General features: G+C 72.3%; 25 protein-coding genes. 14 read left to right on the top strand and 11 right to left on the bottom strand.

The window, feature by feature from the left end:
• Positions 1–37: 37 nt before the first annotated feature.
• The 3 genes from BIU90_RS16025 to BIU90_RS16015 are packed head-to-tail and all read left to right on the top strand — an operon-like array spanning position 38 to position 1,865.
• Positions 38–1,222: an Asp23/Gls24 family envelope stress response protein gene (locus BIU90_RS16025; protein ID WP_071301245.1), complete on the top strand. Its 1,185-nt coding sequence runs from the start codon at positions 38–40 to the stop codon at positions 1,220–1,222.
• Positions 1,219–1,641 (top strand): MFS transporter permease, encoded by a 423-nt coding sequence (locus BIU90_RS16020; RefSeq protein WP_071301244.1) that lies wholly within the window; start codon positions 1,219–1,221, stop codon positions 1,639–1,641. Before BIU90_RS16025 ends, BIU90_RS16020 begins: the two co-directional genes overlap by 4 nt.
• A 32-nt stretch (positions 1,642–1,673) precedes the next feature.
• A complete protein-coding gene (locus tag BIU90_RS16015; protein WP_071301243.1) occupies positions 1,674–1,865 on the top strand; it encodes a hypothetical protein in 192 nt (63 codons plus the stop codon).
• A gap of 146 nt (positions 1,866–2,011) precedes the next feature.
• Here the strand turns inward: BIU90_RS16015 and BIU90_RS16010 are convergent, their stop codons facing one another.
• Positions 2,012–2,956 carry a serine hydrolase gene (locus BIU90_RS16010; RefSeq protein WP_071301242.1) on the bottom strand — a complete coding sequence of 315 codons (945 nt, stop codon included), beginning with the start codon at positions 2,954–2,956 and terminating at the stop codon, positions 2,012–2,014.
• Positions 2,956–4,920: a M13 family metallopeptidase gene (locus BIU90_RS16005; protein ID WP_071301241.1), complete on the bottom strand. Its 1,965-nt coding sequence runs from the start codon at positions 4,918–4,920 to the stop codon at positions 2,956–2,958. Before BIU90_RS16005 ends, BIU90_RS16010 begins: the two co-directional genes overlap by 1 nt.
• Positions 4,921–4,979: 59 nt before the next feature.
• On the opposite strand from BIU90_RS16005, the gene BIU90_RS16000 reads away from it, so the two are divergent.
• On the top strand, positions 4,980–6,323 hold the full coding sequence (locus tag BIU90_RS16000; RefSeq protein ID WP_071301240.1) for a uracil-xanthine permease family protein: 1,344 nt from the start codon (positions 4,980–4,982) through the stop codon (positions 6,321–6,323).
• 51 nt (positions 6,324–6,374) lie between these two features.
• Here the strand turns inward: BIU90_RS16000 and BIU90_RS15995 are convergent, their stop codons facing one another.
• Positions 6,375–7,043, bottom strand: coding sequence for a GAP family protein (locus tag BIU90_RS15995; protein ID WP_071301239.1), 669 nt, complete (start codon positions 7,041–7,043; stop codon positions 6,375–6,377).
• Positions 7,044–7,075: 32 nt separating this feature from the next.
• Here BIU90_RS15995 and BIU90_RS15990 point away from each other — a divergent pair, with 32 nt between their 5' ends.
• Positions 7,076–8,386, top strand: a complete 1,311-nt coding sequence (locus tag BIU90_RS15990; RefSeq protein ID WP_071301238.1) for an MATE family efflux transporter — start codon at positions 7,076–7,078, stop codon at positions 8,384–8,386.
• A gap of 181 nt (positions 8,387–8,567) precedes the next feature.
• On the opposite strand, the gene BIU90_RS15985 is transcribed toward BIU90_RS15990, so the two are convergent.
• Positions 8,568–9,683, bottom strand: coding sequence for a LacI family DNA-binding transcriptional regulator (locus tag BIU90_RS15985; protein WP_071301237.1), 1,116 nt, complete (start codon positions 9,681–9,683; stop codon positions 8,568–8,570).
• A gap of 55 nt (positions 9,684–9,738) precedes the next feature.
• On the opposite strand from BIU90_RS15985, the gene BIU90_RS15980 reads away from it, so the two are divergent.
• The 4 genes from BIU90_RS15980 (at position 9,739) to BIU90_RS15965 (ending at position 13,771) form a co-directional block, all read left to right on the top strand.
• On the top strand, positions 9,739–11,046 hold the full coding sequence (locus tag BIU90_RS15980) for an MFS transporter (RefSeq protein ID WP_071301236.1): 1,308 nt from the start codon (positions 9,739–9,741) through the stop codon (positions 11,044–11,046).
• Between the two features lie 9 nt (positions 11,047–11,055).
• On the top strand, positions 11,056–11,751 hold the full coding sequence (gene nucS, locus BIU90_RS15975; RefSeq protein ID WP_071301235.1) for an endonuclease NucS: 696 nt from the start codon (positions 11,056–11,058) through the stop codon (positions 11,749–11,751).
• Positions 11,752–11,846: 95 nt separating this feature from the next.
• Positions 11,847–12,533 (top strand): HAD hydrolase-like protein, encoded by a 687-nt coding sequence (locus BIU90_RS15970; RefSeq protein WP_071301234.1) that lies wholly within the window; start codon positions 11,847–11,849, stop codon positions 12,531–12,533.
• Positions 12,530–13,771, top strand: a complete 1,242-nt coding sequence (locus BIU90_RS15965; protein ID WP_071301233.1) for a CynX/NimT family MFS transporter — start codon at positions 12,530–12,532, stop codon at positions 13,769–13,771. Before BIU90_RS15970 ends, BIU90_RS15965 begins: the two co-directional genes overlap by 4 nt.
• Before the next feature lie 132 nt (positions 13,772–13,903).
• Here the strand turns inward: BIU90_RS15965 and BIU90_RS15960 are convergent, their stop codons facing one another.
• Both BIU90_RS15960 and BIU90_RS15955 read right to left on the bottom strand, forming a co-directional pair.
• On the bottom strand, positions 13,904–14,737 hold the full coding sequence (locus BIU90_RS15960; protein WP_071301232.1) for an SDR family oxidoreductase: 834 nt from the start codon (positions 14,735–14,737) through the stop codon (positions 13,904–13,906).
• A gap of 22 nt (positions 14,738–14,759) precedes the next feature.
• On the bottom strand, positions 14,760–15,398 hold the full coding sequence (locus BIU90_RS15955) for a nucleoside/nucleotide kinase family protein (RefSeq protein WP_139195322.1): 639 nt from the start codon (positions 15,396–15,398) through the stop codon (positions 14,760–14,762).
• A 34-nt stretch (positions 15,399–15,432) separates the two neighbouring features.
• Between BIU90_RS15955 and BIU90_RS15950 the strand changes: the two genes are divergently transcribed.
• A complete protein-coding gene (locus tag BIU90_RS15950) occupies positions 15,433–15,804 on the top strand; it encodes a VOC family protein (protein ID WP_071301230.1) in 372 nt (123 codons plus the stop codon).
• A gap of 27 nt (positions 15,805–15,831) precedes the next feature.
• Here the strand turns inward: BIU90_RS15950 and BIU90_RS15945 are convergent, their stop codons facing one another.
• Positions 15,832–16,272 carry an NUDIX hydrolase gene (locus tag BIU90_RS15945; RefSeq protein WP_071301229.1) on the bottom strand — a complete coding sequence of 147 codons (441 nt, stop codon included), beginning with the start codon at positions 16,270–16,272 and terminating at the stop codon, positions 15,832–15,834.
• Positions 16,273–16,411: 139 nt separating this feature from the next.
• Between BIU90_RS15945 and BIU90_RS15940 the strand changes: the two genes are divergently transcribed.
• The gene (locus BIU90_RS15940; RefSeq protein ID WP_071301228.1) at positions 16,412–17,893 is read left to right on the top strand and encodes an insulinase family protein; all 1,482 of its coding nucleotides are present in this window, start codon (positions 16,412–16,414) and stop codon (positions 17,891–17,893) included.
• Between the two features lie 98 nt (positions 17,894–17,991).
• Complete coding sequence (locus tag BIU90_RS15935; RefSeq protein WP_071301227.1) at positions 17,992–18,615, top strand: GNAT family N-acetyltransferase; 624 nt, start codon at positions 17,992–17,994, stop codon at positions 18,613–18,615.
• Positions 18,616–18,656: 41 nt separating this feature from the next.
• Here BIU90_RS15935 and BIU90_RS15930 read toward each other — a convergent pair whose 3' ends face one another.
• The 3 genes from BIU90_RS15930 to BIU90_RS15920 form a co-directional block, all read right to left on the bottom strand.
• On the bottom strand, positions 18,657–19,262 hold the full coding sequence (locus BIU90_RS15930) for a hypothetical protein (protein ID WP_071301226.1): 606 nt from the start codon (positions 19,260–19,262) through the stop codon (positions 18,657–18,659).
• Between the two features lie 99 nt (positions 19,263–19,361).
• Complete coding sequence (locus BIU90_RS15925; RefSeq protein WP_254787087.1) at positions 19,362–20,681, bottom strand: carboxylesterase family protein; 1,320 nt, start codon at positions 20,679–20,681, stop codon at positions 19,362–19,364.
• 74 nt (positions 20,682–20,755) lie between these two features.
• A complete protein-coding gene (locus tag BIU90_RS15920; RefSeq protein WP_071301224.1) occupies positions 20,756–22,057 on the bottom strand; it encodes an MFS transporter in 1,302 nt (433 codons plus the stop codon).
• Positions 22,058–22,272: 215 nt separating this feature from the next.
• Between BIU90_RS15920 and BIU90_RS15915 the strand changes: the two genes are divergently transcribed.
• On the top strand, positions 22,273–23,088 hold the full coding sequence (locus tag BIU90_RS15915; protein WP_071301223.1) for a sugar phosphate isomerase/epimerase: 816 nt from the start codon (positions 22,273–22,275) through the stop codon (positions 23,086–23,088).
• On the top strand, positions 23,085–24,200 hold the full coding sequence (locus BIU90_RS15910) for a Gfo/Idh/MocA family protein (protein ID WP_071301222.1): 1,116 nt from the start codon (positions 23,085–23,087) through the stop codon (positions 24,198–24,200). Before BIU90_RS15915 ends, BIU90_RS15910 begins: the two co-directional genes overlap by 4 nt.
• 67 nt (positions 24,201–24,267) lie before the next feature.
• On the opposite strand, the gene BIU90_RS18830 is transcribed toward BIU90_RS15910, so the two are convergent.
• The coding region (locus BIU90_RS18830; RefSeq protein WP_071301221.1) for a hypothetical protein at positions 24,268–24,867 on the bottom strand (600 nt) is incomplete at its 5' end.

The raw sequence follows: 24,867 nt of genomic DNA, 5'->3' as shown, positions 1-24,867 counted from the left end.
TGCCCCGTCGTCTCCTGTCCGGACCGAGGAGGACATCATGGAGAACGAAACCCACGCCCGCACCCACGTCGTCGACGTGGCACTGCCCGCATCGCTGACCGAACCCCTGCCCGAGGACGCCAGCGCCCTGACGGTCGCTGCGCGCACCGCCGCGGTGACCGCGATCGGCGTCGACGGCGTGCACCACCTGGGCGGCGTGCTCGAACGCGCGGCCGACCAGGTCCGCTCCCGCCTCGGCCGGACCGCCAGCGCCCTGGGCGTCAAGGTCGACGACGCTGACGGCACCCTGGACGTGCAGGTGTCCCTCGTGGTCACCTACCCGGAGCCGGTGACGAAGGTCGCCGAGGAGGTCCGCGCACAGGTCGCCCACGCCGTCGCCCAGGTCGTCGGGCAGCCCGCCACCGTCGACGTGCGTGTCACCGACGTGCACGGCCCGTTCGACGACGAGCCCTCGAAGCTCTCCGAGGCGGTCGACACCGTGCGCGAGAAGACCGCCGAGGCGACCGACCGCGTCAAGGACGTCGCGTCGGACGCTGCGGCTGCGACGCAGAGCGCTGCCTCGGACATCGCCGCGAAGGCGCAGGAGGTCGGCGCCGACGTCGCCGACCGAACCCGTGACGCTGCCGACCACACTCGCGAGGCCGCCGCAGAGGCGCTCGACCAGGTGCGCGACACCGCGTCCGACACTGCGGACAAGGCACGCGAGGCTGCTGCCGAGGTCCGCGACTCGGCCGCCGACACGGCGGACCGGGCGCGCGACGCCGGTGCCGCCGCACTGGACGGCGCCCGCGACGCCGCGGCGGACGTGCGAGACGCTGCCACCGACACTGCTGACCGTGCCCGCGAGGCCGGTGCGGACGTCGCGGACCGCGCTCGTGACACCGCGGACCGCGCAGGCGAGGCCGGCTCGAGCGCGCTCGACCGGGCCGCCGAGGCCGCCAGCGATGCCGCCGACGCGGCCGCGGACGCTGCCGACTCCGCGAAGGACGCCGCCGCGCACGCCCGTGACGCAGCAGCAGACGTCGCGGACGCCGCCGACGACGCCGCACCGAGCACGGAGACCGTCGACGACCACGCACAGGAGGCCGTCGAGGCCACCCGCCGTGCCGCGGAGCACCTGGACGACGACGCGGCACACGCAGCCGAGGTCACCCGGGCCGCCGACGAGCACGACGCAGCGACGTCGACGTCGACGTCGACCGAGTCGGACTCCCGCGCATGACCACCTGGTCCGGCCGTCGCGGTCGTCGCTTCGGCCGGGAACGTCCGCCGCGCGCCCGCGGCGTCTGGATCGCGACCGTCGTGGGCCTGGTCGTCGTCCTGCTGCTCTTCGTCGGGGCGTTCCTGCCCCTGACGGGGTTCCTGGCCGGCGTCACCGCCACCACGGCCGGCCTGGTGCCGTTCCCGTTCGTCCGCGTCACGCTGGTGACGATCCTGGGCGGCATCGTCGTCCTGGCGTTGCTGGTACTCGCCGTGACCCGGCGACGTAGCGTGGCGGCGTGGGTGCCGGTCGTCCTGGCGGTCCTCGTCACGCTGGCCGTGACGGCCTACCCGCTCGTCACCGTCGCGATCGGCTCTGCAGATCGCGCTGGCGACGTCTGGCCGATCATCACCGACCTCGTACGACGGATCACCGGCTGACCGGCCGGGATCCGACACAGAAGGGACACTCCATGCGCAACCGCCTCCTCGTCATCGCCGCCATCGTGCTCATCGGCTTCTGGTTCGGCTCGCGGTCCAACCGGACCGTCGTCAAGCAGTCGAAGGGCGAGACCGTCCGCAAGATGTGGAACGACCCGCACGCGCGCAAGTCGCGCAAGAAGCTCCGCAAGAGGCTGGAGAAGGCCGCCAAGCAGCACAGCTGACCGGCCTGGAGGCGTGACCCGCCTCCGCCACGACGGCCCGACCGGTCTTCCGGTCGGGCCGTCGTCATGTGGTCACCACGCGCGGGTCCAAAGCGGCCCTGCGGGGCCGAACCGGGCCTCCCGTCCGGCCCGCCAGCGCGTCCGGGTCAGCGCGTGACGGTGACGTGGACCGCGTCGAGGACCTCGGTGCCCATCGTCCGGAGCGCCTCGACGACGGCGAGTCGTCGATCGAGCGTGTCGTCCTCGAACGTCACCGTCACGGCGTAGCTCACCGATGAACCGGGTCCGCGCAGCACGCCCGCCTCGGAGCGGACACCTGGCCCGCTGCCCGTGACGGCGACCGCCTGCAGGCCGTGGTCGAGCGCGCGGTGCGCCAGTGGGTCGAGGCCGAACGCCCCCGCGACCAGGCTGAGGTCGCTCGCCAGGGACAGCCAGCCGAGGACGCGGTTCGACACCCCTTCGTCGACGACCTCGCCGAGGGCCAGCCCGCGCATCACCCAGCTGAGCTCGCCCGCTGCTGCCACCGCGACGTCCGGGGCATCGTCCGGTCCGCGCCGGTCGCGCACCCGGTCGATGAAGGCGGACCGCTCGACGCCGAGCGACTCGGCCCGCTCGCGCACGGCGTCGATGCCGACCGTCGACAGCAGGGCGTTCGTCGCCCAGGCGTCCGCGGTCGCGCCGACCAGCGTCGCCAGGTCGGACACCTGCATGGTCGGCTCCTGCAGGAACTGCCAGAGCCCGGGGCCGGTGGCGGTGTCCCGGGCCATGCGTTGCAGCCGGTCGCCGTGCAGCCGACCGTCCTCGAGACGGGCAGCCACCTCGATGAGCAGGAGCACCCGGCCGAGCCCGCCGACGGACTGCACGAGCCGGTCGTCGACCGCCAACAGGGCCTTCCCGCTCGACGTGTCGATCACGGACGCGCTGACGCCCGCTCCGTCCAGGGCCAGCGACCCCAGGGCATCGACCGTGGCGGCGAACCGGTCCTCGCCACCACCACGGTGCCGACCCCTGGCGCGGGACCCCGAGCCCGGGCGGCCGACGTCGTCGCGGCGTCGCCGCCGCGAGGACGGGGCCGCGTCGGGCTCGACCATCACCAGATCGCGACGCGCTCGGCGGGGTCGAGGTACATCGCGTCCTGCTCCGTCACGCCGAAGGTGTCGTAGAAGACGTCGATGTTCTTGACGACCTGGTTGCACCGGAACTCGTTCGGCGAGTGCGGGTCGATCGTCAGCAGGCGCTCCGCCTCTTCCGGTCGGATCGCCATCTGCCACGCCTGGGCCCAGCTGAGGAAGAACCGCTCGGCGCCGGACAGCCCGTCGATCACCGGGGGCTCCTGGCCGTCGAGGGAGAGCAGGTACGCCTTCCACGCGATCGACAGGCCACCGAGGTCGCCGATGTTCTCGCCGATCGTCAGGGCACCGTTGACGTGGCCGTCGGGCACCTCGGTCGGGACGAGCGCGTCGTACTGCGCGATGAGGGCCTTGGTGCGCTCCTCGAACGCCGTGCGGTCCGCCTCGGTCCACCAGTTCTGCAGGCGGCCGTCGCCGTCGTACTGCGAACCCTGGTCGTCGAAGCCGTGCCCGATCTCGTGCCCGATCACCGCGCCGATCGCGCCGTAGTTGGCCGCTGCGTCACGTCCCGCGTCGAAGAACGGGAACTGCAGGATGGCGGCCGGGAACACGATCTCGTTGAACCCGGGGTTGTAGTAGGCGTTGATCGTCTGCGGCGTCATGAACCACTCGTCGCGGTCGATCGGCTTCCCGATCTTGCCGAGCTCGCGGTCGACCTGGAAGCTCGCCACCGCCCGGACGTTCCCGAGCAGGTCGTCCGCGGTCACGGGCAGGGCCGAGTAGTCGCGCCACTTGACGGGGTACCCGATCTTCGGCGTGAACTTGTCGAGCTTCTCGAGGGCCCGCTGCCGGGTCTCGTCCGTCATCCAGTCGAGCGCCGTGATGCTCTGGCGGTAGGCCTCGACCAGGTGCGCGACGAGGTCGTCCATCGTCGCCTTCGAGGTCTCGTCGAAGTGCTCCTCGACGTAGATCCGGCCGACGGCCTCGCCCATCGCGCTCTCGACCAGCGAGACACCACGCTTCCAGCGCTCACGCTGCTTGGGCGCACCGGTGAGTGCCGTGCCGTAGAAGGAGAAGCTCGTCGCCGAGAAGGCGCTGGTCAGGTACGGAGCGGAGCCGCGGACGACCTGCCACGCCAGCCAGTCCTTCCAGGCGCTCAGGGTCTCGGACTGCAGCAGTTCCGCCAGGCCGGTGAGGAACGAGGGCTCGCGCACGACCACGGTCTCGAACGCGCCGGCCGGCGCGTCGATGGCCTCCCACCACAGCTGCAGGTCGATCCCGGGCGCCAGGGCAGCGACCTCGGCCCACGGCATCTCGTTGTAGGTCTTCTGGCTGTCGCGCGTGGCGACGTTGTCCCAGTGCTTGCCGGCGAGGGCGGTCTCGAGCCGGATGACGTGCTCCGTGCGGTCGGCACTCTCGTCGTAGCCGGCGAGGGGGAACATGGCGGCGACGAACTCGCGGTACTTGTCGCGGATGTCGGCGAAGCGCTCCTCGCGGTAGTACGACTCGTCGGGCAGGCCGAGGCCGGACTGCTCGAGGAACACGACGTAGGACTCCGGGTCGCCCGGGTCGTTGTCGACGAAGAGCTGCAGGAAGCTCGGCAGTCCGAGGCGCTCGAACCGGCCGACCAGGCGGATGACGTCGGCCGTGGTCTCGACCGCGGCGACCTCGGCGAGCAGGGGCTCGATCGGGCCGGTGCCCAGCGCCTCCAACGCGGTCTCGTCCGTGAACGCGGTGTACAGGTCGCCGACCTTGCGCTCCTCGGAGCCCGGGGCGGCCTGCTGCGAGCGTTCGATGATCTGCCGGACGGCGACCTCGGCCGCCTCGGCGAGCACGGTGAACGAGCCGTACCGGGCCTTGTCGTCGGGGATCGGCGTGGCGGCGATCCACCGTCCGTTGACGTGGCGGTACAGGTCGTCCTTCGGCTGCACCGTCTCGTCGAGTTCGTCGGTCTGGATCCCTGTGGTGCCTGCGACGTCCGTCATGCGGTCCACGATAGTCACCCGAGCCACCGGGGCACCCTGGTGCCGGTACGGTCGTGGGCATGGGACTTCCGTGGAAGCTGCACGGGGACGGCGCGACCGTCTCCGCGACGACGATCGTCGCTCCGGACGAACGGCTCTCGTGGGGTCGGACCATCGGCCTCGGCGTGCAGCACGTCGTCGCGATGTTCGGCGCCACCTTCCTCGTCCCGCTGTTGACCGGCTTCCCGCCGTCGACCACCCTGCTGTTCAGCGGCATCGGGACGATCCTGTTCCTGCTGATCACCGGCAACCGGCTGCCCAGCTACCTCGGGTCGTCGTTCGCGTTCATCGCGCCGATCGGCGCCGCGACGAAGATCGGCGGGATCCCGCTCGCCCTGTCCGGGATCATCGTGGTGGGCGCCCTGCTCGCACTGGTGGGCCTGGTCGTGCACCTCGCCGGTGCGGGCTGGATCGACCGGCTGATGCCACCGATCGTCTCCGGTGCGATCGTGGCGCTCATCGGGTTCAACCTCGCTCCGGCCGCACGTGACAACTTCACGAAGTCCCCGCTGATCGCCGTCATCACCCTGCTGTCGATCATCCTGGTGACGGTCCTGTTCAAGGGGCTCATCGGGCGACTGTCGATCGTGATCGGTGTGGTGATCGGGTACGTCGCAGCGCTCATCGGCGGCCAGGTCGACTTCTCCGCCGTCGGGGACGCCCCCTGGATCGGGCTGCCCCGGTTCACCGCTCCGGCGTTCGACCCGGCGCAGCTGCCGATCTACCTGGCATTCGTGCCCGTGGTGCTCGCGCTCGTCGCCGAGAACGTCGGGCACGTCAAGGGCGTCGGGCAGCTCACCGGTCGCGACCTCACCCCGCTGACCGGTCGGGCGCTGATGGCCGACGGCATCTCCACCGTCCTGGCCGGCGCCGGCGGCGGTTCGGCGACCACGACGTACGGCGAGAACATCGGCGTGATGGCGGCCACGCGGGTCTTCTCGACCGCTGCCTACTGGGTCGCGGCCATCGCCGCCGTCCTGCTCGGGCTGTCCCCGAGGATCGGCGCGGTCATCTCCAGCGTGCCGGCGGGCGTGCTCGGCGGTGCGACCACGGCGCTGTACGGGCTGATCGGCGTCATCGGCATCCGCATCTGGGTCGAGAACCGCGTCGACTTCGCCAAGCCGAAGAACCAGCTCACGGCGGGCATCGCGCTCATCATCGGCATCGCGGACTTCACGTTCTCGTTCGGGCAGGCCAGCTTCGGGGGCATCATCGTCGGGACCGTGGCGGCGATCGTCGTCTACCACGTGATGGACCTGATCGGGCGTGCCCGCGGGACGGACCCGGCGCCGGAGCCGGCGTCCGAGCCCGCACACGCTGCGACGGGCGGCGTGCCGGCGGAACCACGCAGCGACCGGAGCTGACCCGCACGGCCGTCGGTCGGACGGCGGCCGATCGAGCTCACCGCTCGCCGCTCAGTCCAGCAGGCCGGCGATCCCGGTGACGAGCTGCACGAGGCCGACCACGACGAGGACCGCCACCAGCACCAGCGACCCCCACCGGCCGATCCACACGCGCATCGCGGCGAGCGCCCGTTGCGCGTGCGAGCCGAGCACGACGGCCAGCACGATCGGCAGGACCGCCGTCGAGCCGGCAACCAGGACGAAGACGACGCCGGCCGTCACGGCATCGACCGGCCCGGGATCAGCGTCCCCGAACGACAGTCCGGCGGCCAGGACGAGCACGAGGGCCTTGGCGTTGGAGACGAAGCCGAGCACGCCGAGGCCGAACGCCCGCAGCGGGCCGAGCGCCTCCATCGCGTCCGACCACCGCGAGCTCGACGGGGATCCGTCCGGCAGGCGGCGGACGGTCCACTGCCACACGGCCAACCCGAGCAGGACCACGCCGGCCGCGACGGCCACGAACTCCCGGACAGGAGGCCCGTCCCCCGACTCCGCAGGCAGGCGTTCGCCGACCACGACGGCGACGACGAGCCCGACCGCGATCGCCAGGACCCACCCGGCCGCGCAGGCCGCTGCCGACGCGTAGCCGCGTCGGTGTCCGAGCAGGAACACGATCGACGCGACGGACACGGGGCTGAGGGCGATGCCGAGCGCACCGGGTACGAGCAGGGCAGTGTCCACGCGCCGACGCTAGCCCGCGGCATGATGTCCTGATGCCCTCGACCCGCCGCGCCGTCGACCGCGACATCGTGCGCCTGGCGCTGCCCGCGCTCGGTGCGTTGGTGGTCGAACCCCTGTTCCTCATGACGGACACCGCACTGGTGGGGCACCTCGGCGCGACGTCCCTGGCAGCGGTCGGCCTGGCGAGTGCCGTGCTGCAGACCGCGACCGGGCTGCTCGTGTTCCTCGCGTACTCGACGACGCCCGCGGTCGCCCGTGCCCTCGGTGGCGGTGACCGACGCGCAGCGGTCCACGCCGGGGTCGACGGCATGTGGCTGGCCCTCGGGCTGGGCGTCGTCCTGGCCCTGGTCGGGTGGCCGCTCGCGGGGCCGTTGGTCGACCTGTTCGATGCCGATGCCGGGGTGGCGGACGCGGCCACGGCCTACCTGACGGTGTCGCTCGTGGGACTGCCCGGCATCCTGGTGGTGACGGCCTCGACCGGACTGCTGCGCGGGCTGCAGGACACCCGGACGCCCCTCGTCGTCGCGACGGTCGGGTTCGTGGCGAACGGGCTGCTGAACGCCCTGCTGATCTACGGGCTCGACTGGGGCGTCGAGGGATCGGCGGCCGGCACCGTCATCGTGCAGTGGGCGATGGCAGCCGTGTACGTCGTGATCGCCGTCCGTGCCGCACGACGCGTCGGAGCACCGCTGCGTCCGGGTGCGTCCGGGGTGACCGGCGCGCTGCGGTCGGGTGCGTGGCTGTTCCTGCGCACGGCATCCCTCCGCGTCGCGATGCTCGCGACCGTCGGGGTCGCCGCGAGCCTCGGGACGGCCGGACTGGCGACCACCCAGGTCGGGCTGACGGTGTTCGGCACGCTCGCCTTCGCCCTCGACGCGCTGGCCATCGCGGGACAGGCGCTCGTCGGCCACGCGCTCGGTGCACGGGACGCGGAGCGGGTCCGCCTGGTGACGTCGCGGCTCGTGGTGCTCGGGATCGCGGGCGGCGTGCTGCTCGGGGCGCTCACCCTCGCCGTCAGCGGGGTGCTCGGTCCGGTCTTCTCCGACTCGGCGGCGGTCCGGTCGGCGCTGCCGCTCGTGCTGGTGCTCGTCGCCGCGGGGATGCCGGTCGCCGGGTACGTGTTCGTGCTCGACGGGGTGCTCATCGGCGCTGGGGACGCACGGTACCTGGCGATCGCGGGCGGCGTGAACCTCGTCGTGTACCTGCCCCTGCTCTGGCTGGTCGGCGACGGCCTGGCGAGCCTGTGGGCGGTGTTCTCGTTCGGGTACATCGGCATCCGCGCGGTGACGCTCGGGCTCCGTGCGCACCGACCGGGGTGGATCGCGGTCGCCATGGCGCGCTGACGGACGCTGTGGAGCATCCTGCGCGACCTGGCACGGTGCGAGTTCCGTACCCGCGCACGGTGCGAGGTCTGCCGCCGGTGCGAGGTTCGTCGGGTGGTGCGGGGGTCCAACGCCGCACAGCGCGCGCAACCCCGCACCGTGCGCGGCCTCGCACCGTGCCGCCGCCGCGGCGCGCAGCGCCCTACGCGCGGGGCGGCCCCGTCGTGTCGCCCAGGCGCAGCTCCGAGCGGAAGGACGCCGGACTCGGCTCGGCGCCCTCGAGCATCGCGATCGCCGCACGGGCCGCTGCCTGCCCCTTCTGCACGAAGGGCTGCACGAGCGTGGTCAGGTGCCGGATCGGCGAGCTGTGGAACAGGCTGTCGTCCACCGTGATGCCGTCGAAGCCCACGACGCTGACGTCCTCGGGCACGCGGAGCCCGGCCTCGAGCGCTGCCGACACCACCCCCACCGCGAGCAGGTCGCTCTGCGCGACGACCGCGGTCGGACGAGTGCCGCCCGGGCCGAACAGCGCTGCCCCGGCTGCGCGCCCCTCTTCCACCGAGCTGCCGCCGGCCTCGAACGCGGCGGCGTCCGGGAACACCCCGCGCACACCACGCAGGCGCTCCCGGGTCGTGTGCGCCGTCCCCGCGTCGATCCGGGCGTCGGTGATCGGTCCACGCTGCCGCGCCGCGTCGATCGGCAGCGTGACGACCGTGACCGCGCTGTGCCCGAGGTCACGCAGGAACGCCGCCGCACGCCGCGAGGCCTCGCGGTTGTCGAGCTGGATCGGCACCGCTCCCTCGATGTCGTCCGCCTCGATCGCGACGACGGGGATGCCCCGACGTCGGAGCACGGCGACCGCGGGGTCGACCCGCACGTTGCAGCCGACGAGCACCACGGCGTCCATCGGGGCGTCGACGAGCGGACCGGCCCCGCGTTCGTCGTCGAGAGGACTGCGGACCAGCAGGAGGGAGAGTCCGGCCTCGCCGGCGACCTCGGCGATGCCGTCGAGCGTCAGGACGTTGACCGGGTCGCGGAAGGCGTCGCTCAGGCGGTCGTCCATCACGACGCCGATCACTCCGGAGCGACCGCGTCGGAGCGACCGGGCGCGCGGGTCGGGTCCGTCGTAGCCGAGGGCGGCCGCCGCTGCCAGGACCTTCGCTCGCGTGTCCTCGGACACCGGGCCGGTCCCGCTGAACGCCAGCGAGGCCGTCGAGGGGGCGACCCCGGCCGCCCGCGCGACGGCGACGAGCGTGGGGCGCGGGCGCCGCGAAGCATGCGTGTCGGACGCGCCGGGGGGTGTTGCCGTGTCGTCCATCGCCGGATAGCGTATCCGACACCAGCACTCGAATCGATTCGACAGGGAACACAGCATGACGACGGCGTCCGCCACCCGGACCACCCGGTCCGCCCCGAGCACCACGGCCTGGCGCAACGCGGTGTTCGTCGTGTTCACCCTGTCCGGACTGGCCATCGCCACGTGGCTCGGCCGGATCCCCAGCGTGCGGGACGAGCTCGACGCGAGCACGTTCGAGATGGGTCTGCTCGTCGTCGGGATGAGCGTCGGGTCCATCGCGGGTCTGACCTTCGCCGGCCACATCGTCGGGCGCCTCGGCGCGAAGCGGGGCGTGCAGATCGCGGCCGTCTGCCTGGCGCTCGGGCTGGTCATGGCCGGCGTCGCCGTGACCGCGGGGTGGGGCTTCGCCGCGATCTGGGTCTGCCTGATCGCCTTCGGGTTCGGCAACGGCCTGTGCGACGTCTCGATGAACGTCACCGGTGCCACCGCCGAACGGCTGGGCGGCCGCACGATCATGCCGCTGTTCCACGCCACCTTCAGCCTCGGCACCCTCGCCGGCGCCGGCCCCGGAGCCCTCGCCGAACGGCTCGCGGTCCCGGTCGCGCTGCACTTCATCGTCATCGGCGTGCTGACCTGCGTCTCGATGGGCACCGCCGTGCGCTGGTTCGGCGACGAGCGCTTCACCGACCCGGAGCCGACGGACACCAGCCCCGTGCAGCTCCCCGTCTCGCGCTGGGCCGTCTGGAAGTCGCCGTCCACCCTGCTCATCGGCGTGATCGTGCTCGGCATGGCCCTGGCCGAGGGGTCCGCGAACGACTGGCTCCCGCTGGCCATGATCGACGGCCACGGGCTCGACAACGCCGGCGGTTCGGCCGTGCTGACCGTGTTCCTCGCCGCGATGACCGTCGGGCGGGTGGCCGGCAGTCCACTGATCGACCGCTTCGGCCGGGTGCCGGTCCTCCGCGCGAGCGCCGCCGTCGCTGTCGTCGGCCTCGGCATGCTCATCTTCGTGCCGGACGTGCCACTGGCGATCGTCGGCGTGGTCCTGTGGGGGCTCGGTGCCAGCCTCGGGTTCCCGATGGGCATGTCCGCTGCGGCCGACGACCCTCGCACCGCAGCCGCCAAGGTGAGCGCCGTGGCCACGATCGGCTACGTGGCATTCCTCGCCGGCCCGCCGATCATCGGCTTCGCGGGTGAGCACTTCGGGCTGCTCCACGGCCTGCTCATCGTGTTCGTGTTCATCATCGCGGCCGGTCTGGCATCGGGGGCCGCCCGCGAGCGGACACCGGAGGCGACCCGACCCGGCGGAGCCGAGCCGGGCCTCCAGACCGAACGCGACGCGACGGACCCGACGAGCGCGAGCGACGCGACCGACGCCCGTTAGGCTTCCGGGGTGCGTCTCGTCATCGCCCGCTGCTCCGTCGACTACGCCGGTCGCCTGTCGGCCCACCTGCCCCTCGCCACCCGGCTGCTCATGCTGAAGGCCGACGGCTCGCTGCTCGTCCACTCGGACGGCGGCAGCTACAAGCCACTCAACTGGATGAGCCCGCCGTGCTCGATCGAGATCGGCGAGCCGACCGACGAGCAGACCGAGGCCGGCATCCAGCAGGTCTGGACGGTCACGCAGAAGAAGACGCAGGACAAGCTCGTCGTCAGCCTGTACGAGGTGATCGCCGACGAGTCCCACGACCTCGGCGTCGACCCGGGCCTGGTCAAGGACGGGGTAGAGGCGCACCTGCAGCAACTGCTCTCCGAGCAGATCGAGCTGCTCGGCGACGGGCACACGCTCGTCCGCCGCGAGTACATGACGGCCATCGGCCCGGTCGACATCCTGGCGCGCGACGACGCCGGCGCAAGCGTTGCGGTCGAGATGAAGCGCAACGCCAACATCGACGCGGTCGAGCAGCTCACGCGCTACCTCGAGCTGATGAACCGCGACCCGATGCTCCGTCCGGTGCAGGGCGTGCTCGCCGCGCAGACCGTCGCGCCGCAGGCCCGCACCCTGGCCGAGGACCGCGGCATCCGCGTCCTGGTGCTCGACTACGACGCGATGCGCGGCATCGAGGGCGGGCACACCCGCCTGTTCTGAGCGGCGCACCCAGCCGGGAGGCCCGGCGCGCCCCCGCGTAGCCAGTCACGTCGCGCGGATGGTCACCGCCACGGCCCGGATAGGGTGGACAGGACATGACAAGCCCGTTCAGCGCCATCCTCTTCGACCTCGACGGCACCATCAGCGACTCGGCGCCGGGCATCCTCGACAGCCTGACGTACACGTTCCAGCAGGTCGGCGTCCCCGTGCCGGACCACGCGACGCTGCTGTCGTTCGTCGGCCCGCCGATCCTCGACACGTTCCGCATCGCGATGGGCATGGACGAGGCGATGGCCGAGCACACCCTCTCCGTGTACCGCGAGCACTACCTGTCGCACGGCGCACTCGACTCCGCGATGTTCCCGGGGATCGACATCGTGCTCCGCACCCTGCACCAGGCGGGCATCCCGATCTCGACCGCGACGAGCAAGCCCGAGACCCCGGCGACGTACATCCTCGACCACTACGGCCTGACCGGCGACATCGACATCATCACCGGCGCGAGCGACGACGAGGTCCGGTCGAGCAAGGCCGACGTCGTGGAAGAGGCGCTGCGCCGACTCGCTGCGCGCGGCTTCGACGTGTCGCGTCCCGTGCTCGTCGGGGACCGGCTGCACGACGTCCAGGGCGCAGCGGTGCACGGCGTGCCGACCGTGTTCGCCGAGTGGGGCTACGGCTCCCCCGCCGAGGCCGAGGGCACCATCGCCCGCGCGGCCACCCCGCTCGACCTGCTGCCGATCCTGCTGCCCGGGGTGTCGCCGACCACGACGTCGGCGTCGTGAGCTCGGTCGTCCGGCGCGCCGCCTGGGTCCTGCCGGTCGCGATCGTCCTGGTCGCCCTGAACTTCCGCGGACCGATCGTCGCGCCCGCGCCGGTGATCGGCGACGTCCGGCTCGACCTCGGGCTGACCACCACGGTCGCCGGCCTGCTGACGACGATCCCGGTGCTGTGCTTCGCGCTCGCCACTCCCCTGGCCAGCTGGGTCATCGCCAAGGCCACACCCGAACGCGCGGTGTCACTGTCGCTGCTGATCGTGCTCGTCGGCACCGTCGTCCGGTCGCTCCCGAGTGCCGCCGCGCTGCTCATCGGCACCGCCGTGATCGGCATCGGCATCACGATCGGCAACGTCGTGATCCCCGTCGTCATCCGCCGGGACACCTCGCCCGAGCGCGTCGGCATCGTGACCGGCGTCTACACGTCGGCGCTCAACGTCGGGTCGATGACGACCTCGCTCGGCACGGCACCGATCGCCGCCCAGTTCGGGTGGCCGGCCGCGCTCGCGGTGTGGGGCCTGCTCGCGGTCGTGGCGGCACTGGCGTGGACGTTCGCCGTGGGCGCTCGTGCCGCATGGCTCGGGCCCGTCGGCGTGCGGTCCGCCGAACCGCTGCCGGAGACCGGTCCGATCGACCAGGTGCTCGGCACCGGGGCGATCCGGGTCCCCACGACCACGACCACCGCGGTGCGCCCGACGCGCTGGGTGACGCTCGGGCTGACGCTGGCGTTCGGCGGCCAGGCGTTCTCGTACTACGCGCTGACCGCCTGGATCCCGACACTGCTACACGACGAGATCGGGTTCTCGAAGGAGTCGTCGGGCGCGAGCTCGTCGGTGTTCCAGATCCTCGCCGTGGTCGGCGCGCTCGGCGTCCCGGTGCTCGCGGCACGCTGGCGTCCCCGCGCGATCCTGTCCCTGGTCGGCACGCTCTGGCTGGCGATGCCGCTCGGGCTGCTCTTCGCGCCCCAGCTCTGGCTGCTGTGGTCCGTCCTGGGCGGCGCGGCGCAGGGTGGCGGCATCACCGTGATCTTCATCATCATCGTGCGGCTGGTGTCGAACGACGTCGACGCCCGCCGGATGTCCGCGTTCGTGCAGGGCGGCGGGTACCTCATCGGGGCTGCCGGTCCGATCGTCGCCGGGGCCCTGCACGGGGCGACCGGCGACTGGACGGCACCGCTGCTCGTCGTGCTCGTGGCGGTCCTGGTGCTCGGCGTCGTCGGCACGATCGCCGCCCGCCGGGTGCCCTGACGCGCTGCGGTCAGCCCGCTCCCCCTGGTCAGGCGCGAGGGGGCCGAAACGCGCGTCGGAGGTCGTTCCTTCCGACCCCGTACGCGCGATTCGACCTCCCATCGCGACAGACATGGGAAGGAACGCGCGGGGTCAGCCCGCGCGCAACACGTCCTGCAGCGTCATCGGCTGCCGGCCCGTGACGCGCTCGACGTCCCCGGACACCGTCGCCAGCGCCCCCTCGGCGATCGCCGTGTAGGTGCTCACCCACGCGTCCGCCTGCCACGGCTCCGGGTTCCACTGCGCGCGCGACGCGTACGCCTCGTCGAGGGTCTCGCGGTGGTACGTCACCGTCGTGCCCCGCTCGGCGCTCACGATCGCCGCGGCCTGGTCCAGGGTGATCGCGACCGGTCCGGTCAGGTCGTACGTCCGGTCCAGGTGCGCGGTCGGGTGCCGCAGGACCTCGGTCGCGACCCGCGCCACGTCGGCCCGCGCCACCGCCGCCATCGCCCCGTCGCCGCCCGGTCCGCGGATCACCCCGTCCTCACCGACCAGGTCCTCGACGAAGTCCAGGTAGAAGCAGTCGCGCAGGAAGGTGTGGGCCATGCCCGTCTCGCGGATGGCTGTCTCCGTCGCCCAGTGGTCGCGCCCGAGCGTGAAGGTCGCGTCCGCGGCGGCCCCGGCGAACGAGGTGTAGACGACGTGCCGGACGCCGGCGGTCGCCGCCGCGGCCACGAAGGTGCGGTGCTGCTGCAGCCGGTCCTGCGCCTCGGCACCGGACACCATGAGCAGCGTGTCGACGCCCTCCAGCGCCGACCGCGCCGCCTCGCCGTCCGAGAACGACGCGGTCCGCACCTCGGTGCCGGGCAGTTCCGGCGCGCGGGCAGGGTCGCGGACGAGCATGCGGAACGGCACGCCGTCCGCCGCGAGCGCGCGGGCGACGGCGCCGCCGATGTTGCCGGTGGCACCGGTGATGGCGATGGTCATGTCGGGTTCCTCTCGCAGGTGGTCAGGTCGTGATCGTCCAGGAGGCCCGGCTCACCGTGGGCGCGACACGTGCGGCGTTCACGCCGTCGACCTCCACCGCCCAGCTCCGGGCCGCGGCGTGGTCGCGGCCGTGTCGCATGTGGCGCCCGACCAGGCGGTCGAAGCGGACGCCCTCGTCGACCGCGCAGAACCAGGTCTCGGTGAAGAGCTCCGGCAGCGCGGACCAGGGTGCGTCCTCGTCCAGCAGGTAGTTGCCCTCGGAGACCACGAGCCGGGCTGCGCGCGGGACGGCGATGCTGCCCGCGACGGGCTCGTCGACGCGCCGGTCGAAGTCGGGCGCCCAGACGACGGGCTCGGTCCCTGCCACCAGTCGCCTGACCAGGGCCACGTACCCGTCGGCGTCGAAGGTGTCGACCGCGCCCTTGCGGTCGTGCCGGCCGAGCGCTTCGAGGGCGCTGTTCGCCAGGTGGAAGCCGTCCATGGGCACCTGCACGGCCGTGCCGCTGCCCAGGCGCGCGTCGACCTCGGCCACGATGCGCCGGGCGAGCGTCGACTTGCCCGCGCCGGGCGCGCCCGCGATGCCGAGCACCACACGCTCCCCCGTCGTCGCCAGCTCGACCGCCTGTCCGACGGCCTGCTCGACGGTTCCCTGCGCGCGCACACGGTCATCCTCGCAGAGGAGTTCACTGTCGGGCATGGACATCGATGCGACGAAGGCGTTCAGCGGGTTCTCGGTGCGCGACACCGCCGAGGCGAAGGCGTTCTACACGGACGTGCTGGGGCTCGAGGTGACCGAGGACCACGGCATGCTCGGGCTGCAGCTCGGCGGCGGCCACCACGTGCTGGTCTACCCGAAGGGCCCGGCGCACGAACCCGCCGCGTTCACGGTCCTCAACTTCCCGGTGCCCGACGTCGACGTCGCCGTGGACGCGCTGACCGCACGCGGGGTGACGTTCCTGCACTACGAGGGCATGACCGACGACAAGGGCGTGAACCGCAAGGGCGGACCGCTCATCGCCTGGTTCACCGACCCGTCCGGCAACGTCCTCAGCGTCATCGCGGAGTGAGCCCGTCCGGCGACAGGGTGACGGACCTCAGGCGCTGAGTGCGCCCGCCCATCCCAGCGCGATCGGCACGACCAGGCCGTGCCGGTGGTGCGGCAGGTCGGCGACCGGGATCCAGCCCGCGCGCTCGGTCGAGCCGTCGGCCTCGTCACGCAGTTCGCCGCCCGTGACGGACACCCGGAACACGACCTGCACGGCCTTCATCGGCCGGCCGTTCTCGTGCATGCGACGCTCGGCGGGCACCAGGTGGTGTCGGACACCGAGCAGCCCGTCGACCGCCACGCGGTAGCCGGTCTCCTCCATGAACTCGCGGACGACGGCCTGCTCCACGCTCTCGTCGTACTCGACCCCGCCGCCGGGCAGCGCCCAGACGCCGGCCTCGGGGAACCGCTGCATCGCGAGCAGCACACGACCCTGGTCGATGACGACGCCGTAGGCGGCGAGCCGGGTGTCGTAGTCCGTGTACTCCATGGGGTGACCATCCCAGCAACGGGAGACATCGGCGGCGTGCCGCGCCGGGCCTCCAGGCCGTGTGCCGGAGCGCCTCCGGTCCACCGGTGCCCCCGGACTGGGACGCTGCGCCCACCGGCGCAGTCGGTGACACTGCGGTGTGCCCGAACAGCAGTCGACCGTCCCCGTCCTCCACGAACCCGCCCCCGGTCCGGCGACCGCCCGCCTGGTGATCGGGGTGGGCACGTGTGACGAGCCGGTGCTCCTCGCCGGGATCAGCCACCTGGTCGAGCACCTCGCCGTCCGGGGTGCGCTGCCCGTCGTCACGTGGCACAACGCCGTGACCAGCGACTGGGCAACGTCGTTCGAGGTCACCTCGGCGACGACGCAGGACGCGCTCGACGTGCTGGTCCGCGTGACGGAGTCGATCGCCGCACTCGTTGACGCCTCGGACGCCGACGTCGAGCGAGAGCGCAGGGTCCTGGCGGCCGAGGACCGCCTCCGGTACCACGAGCAGGTCCCGTCGATCCACACCGTCCGGTTCGGGCCGACCGGTCCGGGCCGTGCAGGCGCGGGAGCCGCGGCGACGCACAGCCTGACCGCGACGGAGGTCCGCGACTGGGTGCGGCGGTGGTACGTCGCCGAGAACGCCGTCGTGACGATCACCGGCGGGACGGCACCGGCCTCGCGGCTCTCGGTCGCGCTGCCCGCTGGGGCCCCTGCCGGGCCGTTGGCACCCTGGACAGGTCGGAGCGGAGGCGGGTTCCTGCAGACCAGTGGCCTCGGTGGTGTGGCCGCGTCCGTCGTGGTCCCGCAGGCCACCGCGCAGCTGCTCGAGGCCGTGATCGAGCACGAGGTCTTCGACGACGTCCGCATCGGTGCGGCACTGAGCTACGCGGTCGACGCACACACCGTCGACATCGACCTCGAGACCAGCGTCGTCGCGGTCGTGGTCGAGCCCGCCGAAGGCGACGTCGCGGCGAGCGTCGAACTCGTCGTGTCCGCCCTGCGGCGCATCGCGGAGCGCGGTCCGTCCGCCACGACGCTGGCCCGTGTCGGAGCCGCGCGTGTGCTCAACACCCTCGACGCGACCGTCCGTGCGGACATCCAGCTGTCGTTCGCGGCGCTGCAGCGACTCCGCGGTCGGCGCGACCCCGGGACACTCCCTCCCGAGGTGACGGACGAGGAGGTCGCCGACCTGCGGGCAGTACTCCGCCGGGCGATGCCCGACCTGGTCGTGTGCATCGACGAGGACCTGGACGTCGACCACGCTGCCGTCGCGGAGCGGGTCGGCCTGACGTACCGGGCGCCGGCGATCGGGACCCCGCTGCACGAGGCCGGTCCGCTGGGCCGTCCGACCGGCAGGACCCACCGGGACGCGATGGTGCCGACCTGGGCCACCGCGTGGGCACAGCTGCGCGGTCCGGTGCTGACCATCCGGATCCGCGATGGTGGCGAACGGGCGGTCGACCTGTCCGACGTCGCCGTGGTCGGGCTGCGCGGGGACCACGGCATCACCATCGTCGACGGGGCCGGCGAACAGTTCCAGGTCCGGGCCGAGGACTGGTGGCGGGGCGCTCGACTCGTCGCCGAGGTCCGCGCGGCCACGCCGCCGCACCTCGTCCGCGAGTTCTCGGCCTGAGCAGAAGCGCGCGCGTGGTGCGTTCGGTGGCGTGCCGCGCCGGGCCTCCAGGCCGTGTGCCGGACTACCCTGACCGCCATCGGGACCAGGAGGCGGCCATGACGACGACGGTGACGACCGAGGTGGGACCGGTCACCTTCCGTCCCGGGAACCAGGTGGCCTGGGCGGACCTCGACGCGGTGTTCGGCGAGCGGGGCGAACCCGCCCGGTGCCACTGTCAGTGGCTGAAGACCTTCGACCGCGCCTTCACGGACATGCCGGTCGACGAGCGCACCGGCCGGTTCCGCGCCGAGGTCGGCTGCGACGACCCGGGTGCGCGGACGACCACCGGCGTCGTCGCGTACCGGGACGACGAGCCGGTCGGGTGGGTCGCGGTCGAGCCACGGCCGGCGTTCGTGCGGCTGCGGAAGACGCGGGTGCCGTGGACCGGGCGCGACGAGGACCGGACGGACGAGGGCGTCTGGGCGATCGCGTGCTTCGTGGTGCGGAAGGGGTTCCGGCGCCAGGGACTCAGTCACGCGCTGGTGGTCGGCGCGGTCGAGCATGCCCGACGGAACGGTGCGCGGGCGGTCGAGGGCTACCCGATGCAGTTCACGCCGGGGAAGGAGGACGTGTGGGGCGAGCTCTTCGTCGGCCCGGTGTCGGCGTTCGTGGCGGCGGGCTTCCGCGAGGTGACGCACCCGACGCCGCGCCGGTTCGTGATGCGGCTCGACCTGGCGTGACGGATCCGTCGTCGCGGTCGCGCGGTGGCGGACCCGTCGCGTCAGCGCAGGGCGGTGCGCTCGTTGGTGAGCGCTGAGCCCCATCCGACCCGCATCCGGGCGACGGCGCGGTCGTAGCCGGGCAGGACGTCGGCGTCGTCGCGCAGCAGGGACTGCATCTGCAGGCCCTCGTACAGCGCGAGCAGCTGCTCGGCGGCGAGCCGTGGCGCGACGCCGCGGCTCTCGCGGCCGCGGACGACGTCGCGGACCAGGGCGAGGGTGAGGTCCTCGTAGGTGAGCTCGTACTGGCGGCGGAACCACCCGGCGGCCGCGTGCCCCGGGTTCGACGCGGCACTCAGCAGCGCCAGACGGAGCCGTACGAGCGCCGGGTCGGCGAGCCCGGTCTCGAGCCGTGCCCGGACGTGGGCGACGGCGCCCTCCTCCTCGGCGATCTGCTGGAGGGCGGGATGTTGCGCCGAGGACCAGCGGTCGATCACGGCGATGATGAAGAGCTCCCACACCGGGTAGGCGCGGCGGAACTGGTCGACGGTGACGTCGGCGTGCTGGGCGACGGCCTCGGCGCCGACCGTGTGGAAGTCAGCGGCGCGGTAGGCGAAGATCCCCGCCGACACGATGCGGTCGCGGAGGTCCACCTCGATCGCTGACATGCGTCGATTCTCCTGTGCGCACCGCCGCGGCGCGACCGCCCCGTTCGGGGGATCGACGGCGGTCCGGACGGCGGCCGCGGTGGCGGTCCGGCGCGCCGCTCAGCCGCGGTCGAACGCGAGCGTCTCGTCGTCGGGCGCGGTGACCCGGCCGGTCCGAGCGAACTCGGCCCAGATCGCACGGACACCCGGCCCGCGGCGCTCCACCTCGGGCCAGTCGCGCTCGGGCACGAAGCGGCTGCCCGCCCAGGCGTCCCGACGGCCGAGCAGCAGCGGGAGGTCGCTCATGTGCACCGCCCCGGTCGGGGTCGAGGTGGCACCGCGCAGCAGCCGGTACACGACGGCGCTCCCTCCGGCCGCACGATGCCGAGCCGCGAAGGCTCGGGCTTCACGACCGTAGATCACCTCGGTCAGCGGCCGGACGACCCACCACCGCACGAGCGCACGGGCGACCCGGTTCCGGACGGCGCGGCCCAGCACGGGCGTCAGCGGCACGTACAGACCGGCCTCGTCGGAGCCCGATCCGATGAGCACGTCGTGGTTCGGGGCGGCACGACGCCAGGCGTCGGCCAGGTCGCGCTCGGCGGGCAGGGGCGCCTGCCCGTACTGCGTGCCGAACGGCATGCCGCCGCGCAGCCCGTACGGCGCCGCCACCGACTCGGCGCGGGCCTGTCGCTCGAGCAGGTCCTCGACCGGGGTGTCGGCGTCGACGGACCCCACCGCGCGGAGCATCGCCCGGGTCATCCGCGCACGGCGGTGCGACAGCCCGAGGGGCGCACTCTGGATGATCGCCCGACGGAACAGCCCCGCGGCGCCGTCGCTGACCATGAGGTGCGCGATGGCGTCCGCTCCGGCCGACTGCCCGAACGCGGTGACCAGGTCCGGGTCACCGCCGAACGCGGCGATGTTCTCGCGCACCCAGCGCAGCGCCGCGATCAGGTCGAGCAGGCCGAGGTTGGCCGGTACGTGCTCGCCGTCACCGAGGAACCCGAGCACCCCCAGGCGGTACGTCACCGTCACGACGACGACCCGCTGCTCGGTCACCAGGTCGTACGGGTCGTTCATCGCGAGGTCGCCGCCGCCGATCACGTACGAGCCGCCGTGCACGAACACCATGACGGGCAACCGCTCGTCGGGGTCGGAGTCCGCCGGCATCGTGATGGAGAGCGCCTGGCAGTGCTCGTCGACCTCGGCCTCGACCGGGTGCAGCAGGTGGTCGATCGCGGGTGAGGTCGTCTGGGGTGCGAGGGGCGCCGGCGTCGTCGCGGCGTAGACGTCCGCGAAGACGGGCATCGGCTGCGGTGGCCGGAAGCGTTCGGCTCGGGCGTAGGGCACGCCGAGCACGCGGACGACGTCGCCGTCGCGGGTGCCGCGGATCCGTCCTGCGGGGCTGTCGAAGGTCGGGGTCACGTCGTCGAGCACCAGCCCACGCTAGTCCGGGAGGCTCGGTGCGAGCCCGGAGCACCGGGCTCGCACCGGCAGCGGCGCCAGCAGCGTCAGCGGACCCGCTTGATCGGCAGCACCACCAGGGCGCCGACGATGGCCACGACCCCCGCTGCCCAGCACATCAGCTGGTAGTTGTCGGCCGAACCGTCCGACCCGATCTTCAGGAAGAACAGCGCGGCGGCCGGTGCCAGGGACTGGGGCAGCGCGTTCGCGATGTTGATGACGCCGAGGTCCTTGCCGGGCCGGTCGGCGTTCGGCAGCACGTCCACGACGAGTGCGGTGTCGATCGCCGAGTAGATGCCGTAGGCGAAGCCCATGATGACCTCGGCGACGTAGAACCCGTTCACCGTCTCCGCGTGGGCGAGCACCACCAGGCCCACGGCGAAGAGCGCGGTCGATCCCGCCACGAAGACCTTGCGGCGACCGAGGCGGTCGGACAGCCACCCCGAGACGGCGGCGCTCACCAGGAGTGCGATCGTGTAGAGCAGCACGCCGAACGCGACGGCCGCGGTGGCCGCGCCCGCGTCGGCGATCCCGATGTGCTCCTGCATGTAGAGCAGCCGGTACGTCGTGAACATGAACGTCGCGAAGATGATGAGGAAGCGCGACCACCACGCGAACGCGAAGTCGGGGTTCTTGATCGGGTTCGTCCAGAACGAGGCGACGAGGTTCAGGAACGTGAACTTCTTGAGCGTGTAGGTCGGCAGGTCGTCACGGGCGACGAGGGCGTAGACGACGACCAGGACGATCGCCAGGATGCCGGGCGCGATGAACAGCACCGGCAGGTTCGCGACGAAGAACACGGACAGGTAGGTGCCGGCGAGCACGGCGATGTTCTGCGCGAGGGCGATGATGCTCGACGACTTGCCGCGCTGGAACTCGGGCACGTTGTCGGCGAAGCTCGCGGTCAGCGTCGCCAGCACCGTGTTGGCGGCGAGCTGCGCCAGCAGCCACCCCAGCGTCAGGTTGAGGGTGTCCGGCGCGTACGCGATCCAGGCAAGGGCGATCGCGAACACGACCACGCCGGTCAGCATCCACGGGCGTCGACGGCCCCAGCGGGTGCGGGTGCGGTCGGACAGGGCGCCGGCGAGCGGGTTCATGATGAGCGCACCGAAGGCGCCGATCGGCAGCACCGAGCCGATGACGTTCGCCGCATCGTCCCCGACGAGGGCCTGCGCCTTGAGCTGCATGCTGACGTAGACCGGTGCCATGAGCGCCACGAACAACCCGAACTGCCCCAGGAACAGCGCGACCTGGTAGCCGACACCCACCTTCAGCGTGCTGACCGGCTGGGTGATGCCCGCCTCCGGGTGCACCAGGGTCGGGGTCTCCGCGGGTTCGGGTGTGCTCATGACGCCTCCTTGAGTCGATGAAAACCGTGCCTTGCAAGGTTTTTACGAGCGAGAGCCTACATCGATTGCGGGAAGCGCGACACACGTCGTGGAACTCGGCGTGCCAAAAACTGCACACCGGGTGGTTTTCCGTGTAGCGTCGTCCTCGATCTCGCCGCGGAGCATCGCTCCTCGACGGGCCGCGACACCCAGTCAGGACCGAAGGAGCCTCTGCAATGCCCACCACCTCTGTGCAGCTGTACTCACTGCGCGACGCGATCGCCGAAGACCTCGACGCGGCCATCGCCCGTGTCGCCGAGATCGGCTACGAGAACGTCGAGCCGTACGCGTTCGTCGAGCGCGCCGCCGACCTCGAGCGCGCCTTCGCTGCCACTGGCCTGAAGGCCCCGTCCGGCCACGTCGCCGTGATCGACGCCGAGGACACCGCGCCGATCTGGGACGCCGCCCAGCGCCTCGGCATCCACACCGTCATCGACCCGTTCATCCCGACCGATCGCTGGCAGACCGCCGACGACGTCGCGAAGATCGCCGAGCGCGTCAACGTCCTGACCGCCGAGGCGGCCTCGCGCGGCCTGCAGTTCGGGTACCACAACCACCAGTGGGAGTTCACGAACAAGGTCGACGGCCGCACGGTCTACGACCTGTTCGTCGAGCAGATCTCGCCCGAGACCGTGCTCGAGGTCGACACGTTCTGGGCGACCGTCGGTGGCGCCGACGCCCCGGCCGTGCTCAAGGCCCTGGGTGACCGCGTCGTCGCGATCCACGTCAAGGACGGCAAGGTCGACGGTGACATCCTGACCGCGCTGCCCTCCGCCGAGAGCGCCCTCATCGTCCCCGAGGCACTGCAGCGCGCGTTCGAGAACCAGAAGCCGGCCGGCCAGGGCGACGTCGACGTGGCGGGCATCCTCGCCGCGGCGCCGCAGGCCATCCGCGTCGTCGAGTTCGACGCGTACTCCGGCGACGTCTTCGAGGGCATCACCGAGTCCCTCACCTGGCTCAAGGCGAACGACACCGAGGGGAGTGCCGCGTGAGCCGCGTCGGCGTCGGCATCATCGGTGCCGGGAACATCTCAGACCAGTACCTGACCAACCTCACGCAGTTCGCTGACGTCGAGGTCCTGATGGTCGCCGACCTCATCCTCGAGCGCGCCGCGTCCCAGGCGGAGAAGTACGGCGTCCCGGCCTCGGGCACGGTCGAGCAGCTCCTGGCCCGCGACGACATCCAGATCGTCGTGAACATCACGATCCCGGCCGAGCACGCCAAGGTCGGGCAGCAGATCATCGCCGCCGGCAAGCACACCTGGAGCGAGAAGCCCGTCGCGACGAACGCCGAGGACGCCCAGGCGCTCCTCGCCGCCGCCGAGGCAGCCGGGGTCCGCTACTCGACCGCACCGGACACCGTGCTCGGTGCCGGGATCCAGACCGCGATCCGCGCCATCGCCCGCGGGGACATCGGCACGCCGCTCACCGCGACGACCATGTTCCACGTGCCCGGCCCGGACCAGTGGCACCCGGACCCCGAGTTCCTGTACGCCCAGGGCGCCGGTCCGCTGTTCGACATCGGCCCGTACTACGTCACGACGCTGCTCCACGCGTTCGGTTCGGCCTCGCGCGTGCAGGCCGTGTCGTCGAAGTCGCGCGAGACCCGCGTGATCGGTTCGGGTCCCCGCGCCGGCACCGAGTTCGCGGTCGAGGTGCCCACGCACCACGCTGCACTCATCTCGTTCGTCGACGGGCAGTCCGCACAGACCACCCTGTCGTTCCAGCACGCGCTCCCCCGCAACGGCTTCGTCGAGATCAACGGCTCCGAGGGCACCATCGTGCTGCCGGACCCGAACGTCTTCGACGGCGAGAGCACCCTGTGGACGCTCGGCAAGGACGAGCCGACCACCCTGGCGCACAAGGGCTCCACGTGGGGCCGCGGCACCGGTGTCGTCGAGCTGGCCCGCGCGATCGCCGAGGGCCGCCCCGAGCGTGCCTCCGGCGCCGTCGCCTCGCACGCGCTCGACGTCATGCTCGGCATCCGCGACGCGGCCGAGTCCGGCCAGGCCGTCGAGGTCACCTCGCGCATCACGAAGCCGGAACCGCTCCCCGAGGACTTCGACCCCTCGGCCGCGGTCCTGGCCGAGGGCGTCAACGCCTGATCCACAGCGCAACGCGAGAACGGCCGGTCCCTTGTGGGGGCCGGCCGTTCTGGTTCGTGCGGGGGTGTTACTTGATCTGGGCGGTGATGGTGGCGGTGCCGACGAGCAGGCCACCCTTGACGGCGTCGGTCTTGAACGTGCTGTTCAGCAGCGTCGCGGCGTCGTTGGAGACGTGGACGGTGGTGCCGGTGAGGATCGCGTTGTCACCCTCGAGCTGCAGCGGCTTGAGCGTCCCACCGTGCAGGGAGAACAGGTACGCGTTGCTGGCGGCGACTTCGCCGTTGACGAGGACGTCACCGTAGAGCTTGGAGGAGCCCGGGTTCACCACGAAGTTCTCCAGCGTCACGGTGGTGCCACCCGCGGCGAGGGTCAGGCCGGAACCGTTGTGGTTCAGCAGGCCCTGCACGTAGGGACGGTACGACCCGTCCGGCGACCAGTACGTCACCGAGCCGGCGGTGATCGGGAACGACACCGCGCCACCGTCGAGCTTCGCCGAACCCGACACACCCGGGGTCAGGCCCAGGGTCTTCAGCGCGTCGGTGAAGCCGGAGTCGAGTGCGACGGAGGTGTTGCCGCCCTTGACCTCGGGAACCGACGCGACCGGTGCCGGGATCTTCGACGACGACGATGCGACGGTGTGGACCGTGGGGGTCGCGGCGTTCGCGGC

It is taken from the genome of Curtobacterium sp. MCBA15_001 (genome assembly GCF_001864835.1).
GTDB lineage: Bacteria > Actinomycetota > Actinomycetes > Actinomycetales > Microbacteriaceae > Curtobacterium.
The sequence above is the reverse complement of the archived record's forward strand: the minus strand, read 5'-3'. Positions and strand labels throughout refer to the sequence as shown.

Bases quoted from the DNA above. Each gene is read 5' to 3' on its own strand.
- BIU90_RS15950 (WP_071301230.1), top strand. From the start codon at position 15,433: ATGGACATCGATGCGACGAAGGCGTTCAGCGGGTTCTCGGTGCGCGAC.
- BIU90_RS15985 (WP_071301237.1), bottom strand. From the start codon at position 9,683: ATGGACGACACGGCAACACCCCCCGGCGCGTCCGACACGCATGCTTCG.
- BIU90_RS15990 (WP_071301238.1), top strand. From the start codon at position 7,076: ATGCCCTCGACCCGCCGCGCCGTCGACCGCGACATCGTGCGCCTGGCG.
- BIU90_RS16015 (WP_071301243.1), top strand. From the start codon at position 1,674: ATGCGCAACCGCCTCCTCGTCATCGCCGCCATCGTGCTCATCGGCTTC.
- BIU90_RS15970 (WP_071301234.1), top strand. From the start codon at position 11,847: ATGACAAGCCCGTTCAGCGCCATCCTCTTCGACCTCGACGGCACCATC.
- BIU90_RS16005 (WP_071301241.1), bottom strand. From the start codon at position 4,920: ATGACGGACGTCGCAGGCACCACAGGGATCCAGACCGACGAACTCGAC.
- BIU90_RS15930 (WP_071301226.1), bottom strand. From the start codon at position 19,262: ATGTCAGCGATCGAGGTGGACCTCCGCGACCGCATCGTGTCGGCGGGG.
- BIU90_RS15935 (WP_071301227.1), top strand. From the start codon at position 17,992: ATGACGACGACGGTGACGACCGAGGTGGGACCGGTCACCTTCCGTCCC.
- BIU90_RS15915 (WP_071301223.1), top strand. From the start codon at position 22,273: ATGCCCACCACCTCTGTGCAGCTGTACTCACTGCGCGACGCGATCGCC.
- BIU90_RS15980 (WP_071301236.1), top strand. From the start codon at position 9,739: ATGACGACGGCGTCCGCCACCCGGACCACCCGGTCCGCCCCGAGCACC.
- BIU90_RS15945 (WP_071301229.1), bottom strand. From the start codon at position 16,272: ATGGAGTACACGGACTACGACACCCGGCTCGCCGCCTACGGCGTCGTC.
- BIU90_RS16025 (WP_071301245.1), top strand. From the start codon at position 38: ATGGAGAACGAAACCCACGCCCGCACCCACGTCGTCGACGTGGCACTG.
- BIU90_RS15920 (WP_071301224.1), bottom strand. From the start codon at position 22,057: ATGAGCACACCCGAACCCGCGGAGACCCCGACCCTGGTGCACCCGGAG.
- BIU90_RS16020 (WP_071301244.1), top strand. From the start codon at position 1,219: ATGACCACCTGGTCCGGCCGTCGCGGTCGTCGCTTCGGCCGGGAACGT.
- BIU90_RS15960 (WP_071301232.1), bottom strand. From the start codon at position 14,737: ATGACCATCGCCATCACCGGTGCCACCGGCAACATCGGCGGCGCCGTC.
- BIU90_RS16010 (WP_071301242.1), bottom strand. From the start codon at position 2,956: ATGGTCGAGCCCGACGCGGCCCCGTCCTCGCGGCGGCGACGCCGCGAC.
- BIU90_RS16000 (WP_071301240.1), top strand. From the start codon at position 4,980: ATGGGACTTCCGTGGAAGCTGCACGGGGACGGCGCGACCGTCTCCGCG.